At 69.3% G+C, this 13,425-nt stretch carries 9 protein-coding genes; 5 read left to right on the forward strand and 4 right to left on the reverse strand.

Annotation, left to right across the window (positions count from 1 at the left end; genetic code table 11):
• The first annotated feature begins 393 nt into the window (after nt 1–393).
• Nucleotides 394–2,283: a tRNA uridine-5-carboxymethylaminomethyl(34) synthesis enzyme MnmG gene (gene mnmG, locus FNZ56_RS09635; protein WP_143879631.1), complete on the forward strand. Its 1,890-nt coding sequence runs from the start codon at nt 394–396 to the stop codon at nt 2,281–2,283.
• A gap of 1 nt (nt 2,284) precedes the next feature.
• Here mnmG and FNZ56_RS09640 read toward each other — a convergent pair whose 3' ends face one another.
• Nucleotides 2,285–2,662, reverse strand: a complete 378-nt coding sequence (locus tag FNZ56_RS09640) for a putative signal transducing protein (protein ID WP_185970720.1) — start codon at nt 2,660–2,662, stop codon at nt 2,285–2,287.
• Nucleotides 2,663–2,700: 38 nt separating this feature from the next.
• Here FNZ56_RS09640 and FNZ56_RS09645 point away from each other — a divergent pair, with 38 nt between their 5' ends.
• From FNZ56_RS09645 to FNZ56_RS09660, 4 genes are all read left to right on the forward strand, one after another.
• Nucleotides 2,701–4,005, forward strand: coding sequence for a hypothetical protein (locus tag FNZ56_RS09645; RefSeq protein WP_143879633.1), 1,305 nt, complete (start codon nt 2,701–2,703; stop codon nt 4,003–4,005).
• 136 nt (nt 4,006–4,141) lie between these two features.
• Nucleotides 4,142–4,729 (forward strand): hypothetical protein, encoded by a 588-nt coding sequence (locus tag FNZ56_RS09650; RefSeq protein WP_143879634.1) that lies wholly within the window; start codon nt 4,142–4,144, stop codon nt 4,727–4,729.
• Complete coding sequence (locus FNZ56_RS09655) at nt 4,726–5,340, forward strand: hypothetical protein (protein ID WP_143879635.1); 615 nt, start codon at nt 4,726–4,728, stop codon at nt 5,338–5,340. The genes FNZ56_RS09650 and FNZ56_RS09655 overlap by 4 nt, the downstream gene beginning before the upstream one ends.
• Before the next feature lie 128 nt (nt 5,341–5,468).
• Nucleotides 5,469–5,912 carry a hypothetical protein gene (locus FNZ56_RS09660; protein WP_143879636.1) on the forward strand — a complete coding sequence of 148 codons (444 nt, stop codon included), beginning with the start codon at nt 5,469–5,471 and terminating at the stop codon, nt 5,910–5,912.
• Between the two features lie 4 nt (nt 5,913–5,916).
• Here the strand turns inward: FNZ56_RS09660 and FNZ56_RS09665 are convergent, their stop codons facing one another.
• The 3 genes from FNZ56_RS09665 to FNZ56_RS09675 form a co-directional block, all read right to left on the reverse strand.
• Nucleotides 5,917–8,799: a serine/threonine-protein kinase gene (locus FNZ56_RS09665; RefSeq protein WP_143879637.1), complete on the reverse strand. Its 2,883-nt coding sequence runs from the start codon at nt 8,797–8,799 to the stop codon at nt 5,917–5,919.
• Nucleotides 8,796–9,359, reverse strand: coding sequence for an ECF-type sigma factor (locus FNZ56_RS09670; protein ID WP_143879638.1), 564 nt, complete (start codon nt 9,357–9,359; stop codon nt 8,796–8,798). Before FNZ56_RS09670 ends, FNZ56_RS09665 begins: the two co-directional genes overlap by 4 nt.
• A 130-nt stretch (nt 9,360–9,489) precedes the next feature.
• Nucleotides 9,490–13,413, reverse strand: a complete 3,924-nt coding sequence (locus tag FNZ56_RS09675; protein WP_143879639.1) for a translocation/assembly module TamB domain-containing protein — start codon at nt 13,411–13,413, stop codon at nt 9,490–9,492.
• Nucleotides 13,414–13,425: the final 12 nt, after the last annotated feature.

Genomic DNA, 13,425 nt, shown 5'->3' on the forward strand with positions numbered 1-13,425 from the left:
ACTGATTCGTGGCCTAACAGCGTCGACGATTTGCGTCGCATTCCGACGCGTTGGGGTTAGACTCGCGCCGTCGACTCCCGGCGGGACGTCACGGATCCCCCCTGTTCCGCCTTCCCGCCGGGCGTCGGCGCTTTCCCGCCCGGCCTCGGCTTTCGGCGGGAAATAAAAATGGGGGCCGGACGTCCCCCGACATCCGGCCCCCAGCGCTCCCCCGGGGCACGCAATGGCCAGCCCCTGTTCCAGTCCCAGCCGACGCTATACGCGTGCTGCCCCGGGTGCATGGCGGGTAACGCAGGTAGCGTGCCAACGTTGACCCGGCCCCCGGCCCGACCTGACCCGTTCAGTCGGCCCGTCCGCGACGAGCGCCGGTTGAACCGGCATCATGTCCTTCGCATGAGCGATTCCTTCTACCAATTCGACGTGATCGTGATCGGTGGCGGGCATGCCGGCACCGAAGCCGCGCTGGCCTCGGCGCGCGCTGGCGCGCGCACGCTGCTGCTGACGCATGCCATCGAGACCGTCGGCGCGATGAGCTGCAACCCGGCCATCGGCGGCATCGGCAAGGGTCACCTGGTCAAGGAAATCGACGCACTCGGCGGGATCATGGCCAAGGCCGCCGACGCCGCCGGCATCCAGTGGCGCACGCTGAATGCTTCGAAGGGCCCGGCGGTGCGCGCCACGCGCTGCCAGGCGGATCGTTCGCTGTATCGCGCCTTCATCCGCCGCGCGGTGGAATCGCAAGCCAACCTCACCGTGTTCCAGGCCGCGGTCGACGACCTTGTCGTCGAACAAGAATCGGTGCGCGGCGCGATCACCAATACCGGCCTGCGCTTCCATGCGCCGGCGGTAGTGCTCACGGCGGGAACCTTCCTCGCCGGCAAGATCCACATCGGCGAAACCCAGTACGCCGCAGGGCGCATGGGCGATCCGCCTTCGACCGCACTCGCGCACAAGCTGCGCGAAGGCCGCTTCGTCGTCGATCGGCTCAAGACCGGCACGCCACCGCGCATCGATGGGCGCTCGTTGGATTATTCGAAGATGGCCGAACAGCCCGGCGACGATCCCCGCCCGGTGATGTCGTTCATGGGCCGCACGGCCGATCATCCCGAGCAGGTGAGCTGCTGGATCACCCACACCACCGAACGCACGCACCAACTCATCCGCGACGCGCTGCATCGCTCGCCGCTGTATTCGGGCCAGATCGAAGGCGTCGGCCCGCGCTACTGCCCGAGCATCGAGGACAAGGTGGTGCGCTTCGCCGAAAAGGCCTCGCACCAGATCTTCGTCGAACCCGAAGGCCTGGCCGTCACCGAGATCTACCCGAACGGCATTTCCACCTCGCTGCCGTTCGACGTGCAGCTCGACCTGGTGCGTTCGATCACCGGTTTCGAACGCGCGCACATTACCCGCCCCGGTTACGCCATCGAATACGACTTCTTCGACCCGCGCGGCCTGAAGGCTTCGCTGGAAACGAAAGCGGCCGCAGGTTTGTTCTTCGCCGGCCAGATCAATGGCACCACTGGCTACGAGGAAGCCGCGGCGCAGGGCCTGCTCGCCGGCGTCAACGCCGCGCGCTTCGCGCAGCAAAAGGACGCGTGGTCGCCGCGTCGCGACGAGGCCTACCTCGGCGTACTGGTCGACGACCTGATCACGCAGGGCACGAGCGAGCCGTATCGCATGTTCACCTCGCGCGCCGAATATCGCTTGCAGCTGCGCGAGGACAACGCCGATGCGCGGCTCACGCCGGTCGGCCGCGACCTCGGCCTGGTCGACGACGCGCGCTGGGAAAATTTCTCGCGCAAGCGCGAAGCCATCGCCGCGGAAACCGCGCGCCTGTCGGCGTTGTGGGCGGCGCCGAACAATGCGCTGGGTGCTTCAATCGCGCGCCACATCGGGGTCGAGGTGTCGCGCGAAACCAATGCCATCGACCTGCTGCGCCGGCCCGAACTCGACTACGCCAAGCTGATGCAAGTGCCCGAACTCGGGCCCGGCGTCGACAACGCCAAGGTCGCCGAGCAGGTCGAGATCGAAACCAAGTACGCCGGCTACCTCGACCGCCAGCGCGAGGAAATCGCGCGTGCGCGCCGACACGAAAGCGCAGCGATTCCCGTCGGGTTCGACTATGCGCAGGTCCCGGGCCTGTCCGCGGAAGTGCTGCAGAAGCTCGAACGCGTGCGTCCGGAAACGCTCGGACAGGCGCAGCGCATCCCCGGCATGACGCCCGCCGCGATCTCGCTGCTGCTGGTGCACCTCGAACGCCGCCAGCGCGAACGCGCGGCCTGACTCAGACCTCGCGCACCGCCTCGTCGTCGCGCGGCGGCCTGCGTCGCCACGGCAGCGGCACGTTGAACAGCATCAGCGCGATCCACGCGAGGCGGCTCGACCAGGATTCGCGATCCGGCGCCTGCAACGTGGCGCCGGATGACGCATCGGAATCCAGCGCATAGGCACCCGCGTCGAGATCGCGGATCACCTTGTGCGCGAAGTCGGCGTCGGACTCGTCCACCAGCACCCGCGTACCGCCAACCGCAAGCCGCCATTCCCAGTTCGCCAGTCCCATGTGCGCGTCCGCGACGTGCGCATCGATGCCTTCTGCACGCAAGCGGCCGCAGGCGATGTGCGCTTCAAGCGGATCGGCGAAACGGGCGACGGTGGTGAACATGCACGCCATCCTACGCCGGCTGGAGTAGGCTGCGCGGGATGAAGACACGCATCCTCACGCTCGTTTTCGCCATCGCATCCGGCCTCGCCGCCTGCGGGCGCGAGTCGCCCGCGCCCGCATCGCAGGCGGGCGAAGCGACCGGTTTGTTGCCGTGGAACCTGCCGGCGCCGCCCGGCAGCGGCGAGCCGGACCTCGCCACCGGCCCGAATGGACGCGTGGCACTGCTGTGGCTCAACTCCGAATCCGGCCGGCGCACGCTGCTGCAGTACGCCGAACTCGGCGTGCAGGATCGCTGGGAAGGGCCGCTCACGATCGCCGTCGGCAATTCCTTCGTGGTCAACGCCGTCGACACGCCGCACATCGCCATCGCCGACGACCGCGCGCTGTGGGTGCAGTACCTGCAGCGCCAACCGGAAGGCGGCTACGGCGTACGCCTGGTCACCTCGCGCAGCGGCGGCATGAACTGGAGCGACCCGATCGCGGTGAACGACGACAATGTCGCCGCCGGACATGCTGCTGCAGAGCACGGCTTCGCCGCGCTGTGGCCCGCGGGCGGCGACCGCATCGGCATCGCCTGGCTGGACGGCCGCGATGCCGGCGACGAACACGAGGATCACGACGAAGCCGGCGAACACCACGACGGACGTAGAGACGAACACGCGCACGCCGGCGCGACCGCGCTGCGCGCTACGACCTTCGGGCCCGACCTGCAGCGCGCGGGCGAAGCCGTGGTCGATGCGCGCAGTTGCGATTGCTGTTCCACCGCGGTAGCGCGCACGACGAAGGGCGTCGTGATCGCCTACCGCGATCGTTCCGACGCCGAAATCCGCGACATCGCCACCGTCGCGTTCGACGGCAAGCAGTGGAGCGCGCCGCGCCCGGTGCATGCCGAGGGCTGGCACATGACCGGCTGCCCGGTGAACGGGCCGTCGATCGCCGCGAATGGCGACGATCTCGTCGTCGGCTGGTACACGGCCGCGAACGACGAGCCGCGCGTGCAACTCGCATTGAGCCGCGACGGCGGCGCGCATTTCGGCGATCCGCTGGTGCTCGAACGCGGCAAGCAGGTCGATGGCCGCGTCGCGGTCGCACTGGACGGAGACAACGCTTGGGCATTGTGGCTGCGCGAGGAGTTCGGCGGTTCCTCCCTGTGGTTGGCACGGCTCACGCCGGACCTGTCCAAGGAACGCGAGCGGGTGAAGGTGGCAATGCTGAAGGTGCGCGGCGGCGCCAGCGGACACCCGAAGCTCGCGCTGCGCAACGGCACCGCCTTCATCGTCTGGACCGACAGCGACGGCACGCTGACGCAGCTGCAGGGCGCGCGGTTCGTGCCGAAGCCGTAACCCGCATCCGTGGGAGCGACGGAAGTCGCGACCAATCGAAGCCGCGGCATGTCCAGTCGCGACTTCCGTCGCTCCCACATGTCCGCTTTCGGCCCCCTTTCCCGCTAAGGAGGGGAACCCAAGCCGGAAGCCCGCCATGCACGCCTCGTTCCGCACCTGCCTGCCGCTCGCCCTGCTGGTGCTTGCGGCGTGTTCGCCCAAACCTGCGCCGCAGGCCGATGCCGTGCCCGTAGCGACGCCTGCCAGTGTTGCGATACCCGCGCCCGCGAACGTCGCCGTCGCGCAGGAAGGCGAGCAGAAATGCACCAACGAACCGCGCACGGACGAGAACGACAAGCGCCCGCGCTGCGGTGGCATGGGTGCGCCGCCGCCCGCGCCTTCGCACGCGTACCGCATCACCCTCGACAACGGCGAATCCTTCACCGCGTGCGACATCACCCAACCGTTCAGCGGCAAGATCGGCGGCGGCATGGTCACGATGTCGTTCAAGCCCGTCGATGCCAAGGGCGGCACGGTCGCCTGGCATTTCGCCGGCGGCGGAGGCATGGCCGATACCGCCTACGACTACACGCTGAGCGGCCCCGAGGAAAACATGACCGGCGATTTCCGCGCAAATTCGGCCGTCTGCGGCAAGGCCGCGGGCCTGGGCGCCTGCGCCGCCGCGAAGAAGCAGACGTTCAGTTCCACCTGGGCCCGGATCGAAAGTTGCGAGGCCGCGCAATGAACGCAACGGCGAAACATCGGCGCGGGATCGCATCGGCGGGCGCGTCCATCGCGTTCGCTGCGCTGGCACTGGTCGCGTGTTCGCCGAAACACGAAGAACCGACCGCTGCCCCCGCGTCCTCCAGCGTACCCGCGACCGTCGCCACCGTGCGGGAAGAAGAACCGAAATGCAGCGACGAACCGCGCACGGACGAAAACGACGAGCGTCCGCGTTGCGGCGGCATGGGCAACCCGTCGGTTGATGCGAAGAAAAGCGGCTATCGCATCGACATCGCCGGTGTCGGCACCCGTACCGATGGCAGCGCGTGCGTGGTCAAGCCGAACGTCGTCTGCGACGTCGGCAAGCCATTCACCAGCGAATTCTGCGGCGGCACGCTCACCCACACGCCGACCAGCGACAAGGGCGGCACGTTCGAGATGCATGTCTCCGGCAATGGCGGTTCCTTCACCCAGTCGGGCAGCTACACGCTGGGCGGTCCCGCGGAAAAGATCACCGCGACCTACGCCAGCGCCAAACTCTGTGCGCAGGCGGGTGGCCGCACGATCTGCCTGCCGCCGCGCACCATCTCCACCACCTGGACCAAGGTCGACGACTGCGGGGCCGCGCAATGAACGCAACGATGAAGCATCGCCATCGGATGGCATCGACAGCAGCGTCCGTCGCATTCGCCGTGTTGACGTTGGCGGCATGCTCGTCGAAACACGAACAACCAGCAGCTGCCGCGGCTGCGTCCTCCAGCGTGCCCGCGACCGTCGCCGTCGTGCAGCAGCAGGAACCGAAATGCACCGACGAACCGCGCACGGACGAAAACGACAAGCGCCCGCGCTGCGGTGGCGTAGCGACCGCGTCCGCGACGCACGCCTTCCACGTGGTCGGCGGCAGCGGCGACCCGGTGGACCAGGTCGTATGCGACATCACCGACAGCTTCGTGCTCGATGGAAAAATGTTCGGCGTGGAATTCAGCGGCGGCGCGGATGGCACGTACAAGTTCGTGCGCATGCCCGACATCCCGGGCCTGAGCTGGAAGGCCGGCGGGAGGTACCACATCGAATTCCCCGATGGCGAGGACATGCCCGGGACGATGACCACGGAAGGCGGCGGCACCACCACGGCCGGCGCGATCTCGCGCGACACCGCCGGCGCCGAGCATTTCACCCTGACGCCGGTCGAAGCCTGCGAGTAGGCGCTCAGCGCAAGCCGAGAGTTTTCGCCAGCGATTCGGCCGCGGCGCGATCCATCTGCCGCGGCAGCACCGAATCGCGCATGACCGGAAGCGCAAGCACGAGCAGGGTGCGCGCCTCGGCTTTGTCGTCACGCGCGGAACGCATCGCCGCCAGTTCCGCGCGGGCGGCGGCCACGTCGAAGCGATTACCCACCGCCTGCAGTTTGACGAGGGCTTCGCGCTGCTTCGCTTCCGCCGTGGCGAGGTCTCCGCGCAGGCGCGCGAAGGCCGCGTCCTTGCGCAGGTATTGCGCGAACTTCACGTGCGTCGGCGGCAGGCCGCGCTTTGCATAGCGTTCGCGCGCTTCGTCCAGCCATTTCTGCCCGTTCGCGGCGTCGCCCGAACGCAGCGCGGCTTCGGCCATGGCTTCCAGCACCAGCGCGTAGTTTTCCGAATCCACGCCTTCGGATGCGCGCACCCGCGGCAGCAGCGCGTCGAGCAGGGCGTTCGCTTCCGCCGTGCGATCGTTCGCAAGCAGCAAGCGCGCATGCTTCACTTCCACCGGCGTGCGGAATTCGTCGCCGGAGGCGACGTAGGCCTTGTCCAGCGTGGAGACAGCCTGCCGGGACAAGTCCAGGCCCTTGCCGTAATCGCCGACCGCGTACTCCAGCACGGCCTCGTTGACGAGGTTGACCGCGGTATTGCGCGGCCCGAGGTCCGCCAAGGGCATGAACCGCGTGGCGTCCTGGTGCGCGGCCAATGCCTCGCGGTAGCGCCCCAGGCCGGACAGCGCCTTCGCCAGCACCCCGTACAGGATGCCGATGCGGGTGTCGCCAGCGCTGCCGGTCTTGCCGGCGGAGGCAACGGCCTGGCGCGCGGTGGTTTCGGCCTGCGCGTACTGCCCGAGCTGGATCAGGGCTTCGGCGCGATTGCGCATCAGCTCGATGCGCAGCGGGGATTCCGGCGCGATGCCGTGCTTGTCGGCGAAGGCGATGCCTTCGTCGCTGGCCTGCAGCATGCGCGCGCGATCGTCGGCGATGCGCGCGCCGGCGCCGATCAGCGAATACAAGTGCATGACCACGTCGGTCGGCGGGTTCGGCATGCGCTTGGCCAGCGCCAGCGCCTCGTCCGCCTGCCTGCGGCAAGCGGGCAGGCCGTATTTCTGCACATGCGCCAAGGTGATGTTGGCGAGCGAACGCAATTGCTGTTCCGGGTCGTCGGGCGCGAACTGCTTGCGCAGGGCCGCCGCACGGTCGGATGCGGCCAGCACTTCCGGGAACCGCTCCAGCGCATCGAATGCGATCGCTTCGATCACCAGGTCGTCGGCCAGCGCCAGCGCTTCGGCGCGATTGCGCGGTTGCACGCCTTTCGTCCCGGCCGAGAGGAGTTCCGCGCCGCGCTTGTCGTCGTCGAGGGAGAAATAGAGGCGACCGAGCATGCGCTGCACCGGTTGCCGCACCTTCGGGTCGACGGCGCCGTTCTTGTCGAGCTCCGCCTGGGCATGCTGGAGCAACTGGCGCACGCTGACGTCGGACTTCAGGGTCTGTTCCGGCGACGTGGCCGCGAACGTGCTGGTGATGAATTGCATCGCCGCGTTCGCGCTGGCGTTCTCGCGCTGGGCGATCCGTGCTTGTTCGCGCGCCGCATGCGCCTGCCACAGCGCCACGCCGGCGCCGGCGAGCAGGGCGACGAGGATCGCCGCGGCGGATGCGGCCAGCACGCGGTTGCGCCGCAGCCAGAGTTTCGCGCGTTCGCCGCGCGACAGGCGCACCGCGGCGATGGGCCGGTTGTCCAGCCACGAACGCAGGTCGTTGGCCAGTGCATCGGCGGAGGCGTAGCGCGCTTCCGGATCGCGGCGGAGGCAGGTGCGCACGATTTCCGCGAGGTTGCCGCGCAGCGCCCGCGCCAATGCGATCGGCGTCAGCCCGCCGCGTTGCGCGGCCTGCTCCGTACTGGCCTGCGCGCCCGAACGCGTGAGCGGCTCGGGATCGCGTTCGAGTTGCTGCAGCTGCCTCGCGACCGGCGTGGCGTGATCGAGCCGGAACGGATGCGAGGCCGACAGCAGGCGGTGCAGGATCACGCCGAGCTGCCAGATGTCGGACGCGGTGGTGATCGGCGCGTCGTGCAGTTGCTCGGGCGAGGCGTATTCGAAGGTCAACGCACGATCCACGGTCGCGGTGGCTTCGGCTTGTTGCAGTTGCTTGGCGATGCCGAAGTCGAGCAGCTTCACCCGCCCGTCCGCGTCGACCAGCAGGTTGGAAGGCTTGAGGTCGCGGTGCACGACCAGGTTGCGATGCGCGTAGCGCACCGCGTCCAGCGCCTGCAGGAACAACAGCACGCGTTCGCGCAGGCCGAGACCGCGTTCGTCGCACCAGCGGTCGATCGGCACGCCGTCGACCAGCTCCATCACGAACCATGGTTCGCCCTCGGCGCTGATGCCGCCGTCGAGCAGGGTAGCGATGTTCTGGTGCTGCAGCCGGGCGAGGATCTGGCGCTCGCGCAGGAAGCGTTCGCGCGCGGCAGGCGTGTCCGCGCTGGCACGGATCAGCTTCAGCGCCGCGCGCTGCGCGTAGGCGCCGTCGCTGCGCTCGACCGCGTACACCGCGCCCATGCCACCGCGACCGACGATGCCGACGATCTTCCACGCACCGATGTCGCGTCCGAGCATGCGGTCCTGCGCGTCGTCGCCGTCGCGCGCCAGCGCCTCGCTCCATTCCGCGGCGCTGCCGCTGAAGGGTTCGGCATCGGTGGCATCCGCGGCCAGCAAGGCACGCACCTGCGCCAGCAGCGCGTCGTCGCCGGCGCAGAGTTCAGCCAGCCGCGCTTCGCGCTCCGCGTCGCCGAGATCCGCGACCTCGTCGAAGATCGCGAGCGCGCGTTTGCGCCGCTCGCCTGCGTCGTCGCTCACGTCGGCATTTCCGCCAGCAGGAAGGCGCGCGCCTTGCGCCAGTCGCGGCGCAGGGTGCGGTCGCTGATGCCGAGCATCTGCGAGATCTCGGTCTCCGAATAGCCGCCGAAGTAGCGCAGTTCGACGATCTGCGCGGCGCGCTCGTCCGCCTTGTGCAGCGATTCCAGCAGCTCGTCCAGCGCCAGCACCTCGATCACGGCCTGGGCGTCGTTGCCGCGCACGGCGCCGAGGGTGAGCGCTTCCTGCCCGCCGCCGCGCTTGTCCGACTTGCGCGCGCGCGCGTCGTCCACCAGCACTTGGCGCATCGCCCGCGCCGACAGCGCGAGCAGGTGGTTGCGGTCGGTCGCGGTCAGCTGTGCCCCCCCGGCCAGCTTGAGGTAAGCCTCGTGCACCAGCGCGGTGGTCTGGAAGCCGTTGCGCGAACGCCGCAGCTGCGACCGGGCGGAACGCTTGAGTTCCTCGTACACCGCGGAAAACGCCGCACCCAGTGCCTGTGCGTCGCCGGCGCGCGCGCGCGCCAGAAGGACGGTGACCTCGGGCTGCTGCGATGCCGGTTCCATGGCGCCTCCCCCCGGCGTGTCCGGATTCGGGCGGAGTTTCGCACAGGGCGAGGCGCGAGGGAGCGGTTTGCAACGGCGATCCGAGCGAGGCAAAAAACGTCGCGGCTGGAAGCCGCTCCCACAAAAGCCCTTACTTTTCCTTGCGCCAGTTCACCGAAGCGCGGTTCTCCACCGTGCTCGATTCGATCTGGATGTCGAAGCCCTTGCGCAACAGGTACTTCAGCATCATCACCTGCCCGGTGCCGAGCAGCGACACGCCGTAGCCGACGTAGAGCTTGGGCGACAGGTATTTGCCGACGCTGAGCACGTCGCTGCCAAGCGCGCGCGATTCGGTGACGCCGGCATCGTCGAGGCCGAGGCGCGAACCGAGTTCGGAGGCGATGAGGCCGGTGCCGGCGTTGAGCGCGGATTTCGCCGCGCCGAGCTGGCGCGCTTCGTCGCCGCTGAGGCTGTCGAGCGGACGGCCGAGCGCGAGGTAGGAGAGCGCTTCGGATTCGCTTTTCGCCGGATCCGAATACACCGTCGCGCGCGGCGCCGATGCGCGACCCTCGACCTTGATCCCGGCGGTGACGTCGCCGACCACGCGTTCGGCGCGCACGTCGAGGATGGGATCGCCGACCGGCGTGTTCGACCACAGCAATCGCCCGCGGGTGATGTCGAGCTTCTGCCCATAGGCGGTGTAGCGGCCGGCGACATCGAGCGCGCCGCTGCCGCGCATCTCGCGCCCCGGCACCGCGCGCACGCGCAGGCTACCGTCGAGGGTGCCGACCAGGCCGAAGCCCTTGATGTTCACGTCCTCGCCCATCACCAGCGCCAGGTCGAGGTCGAGCCGGCTCGGCGCTTCGCGCTTCGGGTCGACCGGGTCGAGCACGACCACGTCTTCCGATGCGGAAACGCCTTCGTCGAGGCGTTCGAGGTTGATGTCGGCTTCGGGAATCGTGACCGTACCGCTGACCTGCAGCGGATCGCCGGCGCGGTAGCGTACGGCGACATCCGGATTCGCCACCGCGCGCAGCTGCCGCGTTTCCGCGACCAGCACGTTCTCGCCGCGCAGGTTCAATACCAGCGGCGTGTCCTGGTTGCGCCAGCCCAGCGTGCCGTCGACGTGCAACACGCCATCGCCCGAATGCACGCTGCCGACGATGCGCGCGTTGCCGTCGGCCTGCGCCTGCAGCTGCACGTCGCCCTGGCTGAGCGCGATGCCGAGCGATGGCAATTCCGTGGCGAAATCCTGTAGCCGGCCTTCGCCGCCGACCATGGGCGCGGCGCGGGTGCCGGCGAGGCGCAGGTCGGCGTCGAGCTTGCCGGTGGGTTCGACGATGTCCGGCGAGAACAGCTCCATCCACGTCAGCTCGTCGGTGTTGACCTTCACTTCGCCCGAGAGCGGTGCGAACTCGTCCCAGCCGGTGGCGACGTGCGCGTCGATGCGGCCGTCGTCGTTGCCCATATTGCCGTGAAGCAGCGCGCCGAGCTTCGCGTCGATGCGTTGCGGGTCGAAGCTCGCGTCGAGCTTGAGGTCGCGATAGCCGACGAAATCGCGGCGCGCACGCGCACTGTTGCGCAGGCCGCCATTGGTCGAAGTCAGCGTCGCATTGCCGCGCCAGGCGTTGCCGGCGGCAACGACGCGCGCATCCAGCGCGATATCGCCGTTGAGCAGCCACGGCCGGCCGTCGCTGCGTTCGGGCAGGTAGGGCACCAGCAAGGCCAGCGGCAAGGCCTCGCCCTGCACGTTGGCGCCGCGCCGCGGCCAGTCCGCGTCCGCGCACAGGCTGCCGCCCGCGTTCGAGGCGAGGCAGGAGCGCGACAACGCGCCATTGTTCCCATCCCAGGACCAGCGCGTCGGCTGCTGCAATACCCAGTTCGCGCCTTTCGCCGGATCGAAACGCAACGCCGCCAGCGTGCCCTGCCAGCGCGCGCCCTGCCTGTTCGCATCGCCCTGCAACGCAATCGTGCCGATGTCGCCACGCGCATCGGCGTCGAAGCGCAGGCGTTCGATCGCGCCGCGCAGGTTGGCGCGCAGGTCGGCGAACGGCAATCCGAGCTGCAGGCCTTGCGCATCGAGCGCGAGCGCGCCGTCGCCGGCCTTCCACGGCAGTCGGCCCTTCGCCGCGAAATGTTCCGCACGGTAGTCGCCGAATGCGACGCCGCTGCCGTTCATGTCGACCGCGACGTCCGGTGCATTGCGCGCGCCGCGCAGTTGCAAGGTGCCGCGCAGCGTGCCGCGGCCGTCCGGCAGCAAGTCGTCCAGCTGCAGCGGCGCGAAGTTCGCATCGACCTGCATCGTCGACGCGATGCGTCCCCTGGCGTCGACGCGGCTTGCGCCCAGCGCCAGCGCGACATCGCCGCTGTAGTTGTCGCCGTCGATGTCGAACGTGCCGCGGCCGGACAGCGCCCGCTTGCGCAGCGTGCCGCCGAGTTGTCGCGCATCGACATGCGCCAGAAGCGACCCGCTGTCCCGCACTTGGCCGTTGCTCTGCAATTTCCCGCTGATCGCACCCGGCCAGTCCGGGGCGAAATAGCCGGGATCGAAACCGGCGAGCGTCGCGTCGGCTTTCCATGCGAGGTTCGGCGCCCACGCCAGCGTGCCGGTCGCGTCCAGCCGGCCCTGCGGCATCGTTGCCTGCAACGCGCGAATGCGCACGCCGTCGCGGTCGCCGATGCCGTCCAGCCGGATGTCCGCGCGGTCGCGACCGCGCTGCAACTTCGCGTTGCCGATCGCCGCCCACAGCTCGGGCTTTCCGGCGAGGCCGAAGTCCGCATCCCCGCGCACCTGCGTCGCGCCGTCCTCGCTGCGCCATTGCAGGCCACGCGCGTTCACCGCGAACTTGAGCGCCGCCTTTTCCGGATCGCGCAGGTCGGCGTAGCCGTTCGCAGTGACCCGACCGTCGAATACGTCCAGCACCAGCGGTTTCGCGCGCAGCAGGCGATCCTCGAGGCCGAGTTTCGACGGTTGCAAGGTCGCGCGGAAATCGCCTTGTTGCACATTGCCCCGAACGTTCGCATTGCCACCGACGCCATCGGCCTGCAGGTCGAACGCGAACGGGGTCGAGGCCTCGCCGCTGCCGGTGAGCAGCGACGGGTCCAGCGCCGTGCTGTTCGCGCGCAGGTGCCAGGTCGGCGCGTCCTTGTCCCCGCGCAGGGTCAGCGTCGCGCGCGTCGGTGCCGGCACGCGGCCGGCGATGGCGACATCCATCCGCGACAGATCGCCCTTCGCCACCAGCCCGAGCCGCGGTGCGGTGCGTCCCCCGGGCGCGGGCAGCACCGCGGTGGCGACGAGGTCGCTGCGGTAATCGTCGCGCGGCAGGTAATCGCCGTGCGCGGTGAACACGCCGCGGTCGCTGTCCACGCGCAGGTGTTCGACGTGCAGTTTCCCCGCGCCTGCATCGAGCCCGCCGCGCGCGCTGCGGATGTCGACGAGCGGTTCGCCTTCCTGCAGTACTTCCAGGTCGTCGATGCGGATCGCGCGCGCCTGCAATGCCAGCGGCGGCGCGATGTTCGGCAATACGTCCGGCCAGGTCGGCAGTTCGAAGGGCTTGTCGCTGCGCGGCAGGTTCAGCGTCGCGCCGCGCAGGTCGAGCGCGTCGAGGCGCAGGCGCTTGCCGAACAGCGGGCGGATCGCCGGATCGACCACCACCGTGTCGGCGTCGAACGCGATCCGGCCCATCGCGCAGCTGGCGTTCTTCGTCGGCACGCAATCCGGATCGCGCTGGCGCGGCATCGAAAAATGCACGCCGTGCAGGGTCATCGGCCCCGAAGCCGGGCCCTCCGCCGATTTCCACGTCAGTTCGCTGCCGGCGGGCAGGCGTGCGGCGATCTGCCGCAGCAGCACATCGCGGCCGCCGATCGTCATCAGCAGCCAGTACAGCAGCAGCGCGACGCCGACGACGATCGCGAGCGTGCCGAGCCCGCTGCGCAGCGCGACCTTGCGTTGCCGTTTTTTCCGCAGTGCGCGCAGTTCGGCGATGTGCGCTTCGCGCTGCGCGTCGCTCGCGTCGTCGGGCAGCGGATCGAGTCCGTAGCGGCGATAACGCGCGTAGCGTTCGCGCCAGTTCATGGGCGGGTACCG

This window comes from Lysobacter lycopersici, assembly GCF_007556775.1.
Classification (GTDB): Bacteria; Pseudomonadota; Gammaproteobacteria; order Xanthomonadales; family Xanthomonadaceae; genus Pseudoluteimonas; species Pseudoluteimonas lycopersici.

Bases quoted from the DNA above. Each gene is read 5' to 3' on its own strand.
- mnmG (WP_143879631.1), top strand. From the start codon at position 394: ATGAGCGATTCCTTCTACCAATTCGACGTGATCGTGATCGGTGGCGGG.
- FNZ56_RS09640 (WP_185970720.1), bottom strand. From the start codon at position 2,662: ATGTTCACCACCGTCGCCCGTTTCGCCGATCCGCTTGAAGCGCACATC.
- FNZ56_RS09645 (WP_143879633.1), top strand. From the start codon at position 2,701: ATGAAGACACGCATCCTCACGCTCGTTTTCGCCATCGCATCCGGCCTC.
- FNZ56_RS09650 (WP_143879634.1), top strand. From the start codon at position 4,142: ATGCACGCCTCGTTCCGCACCTGCCTGCCGCTCGCCCTGCTGGTGCTT.
- FNZ56_RS09655 (WP_143879635.1), top strand. From the start codon at position 4,726: ATGAACGCAACGGCGAAACATCGGCGCGGGATCGCATCGGCGGGCGCG.
- FNZ56_RS09670 (WP_143879638.1), bottom strand. From the start codon at position 9,359: ATGGAACCGGCATCGCAGCAGCCCGAGGTCACCGTCCTTCTGGCGCGC.
- FNZ56_RS09675 (WP_143879639.1), bottom strand. From the start codon at position 13,413: ATGAACTGGCGCGAACGCTACGCGCGTTATCGCCGCTACGGACTCGAT.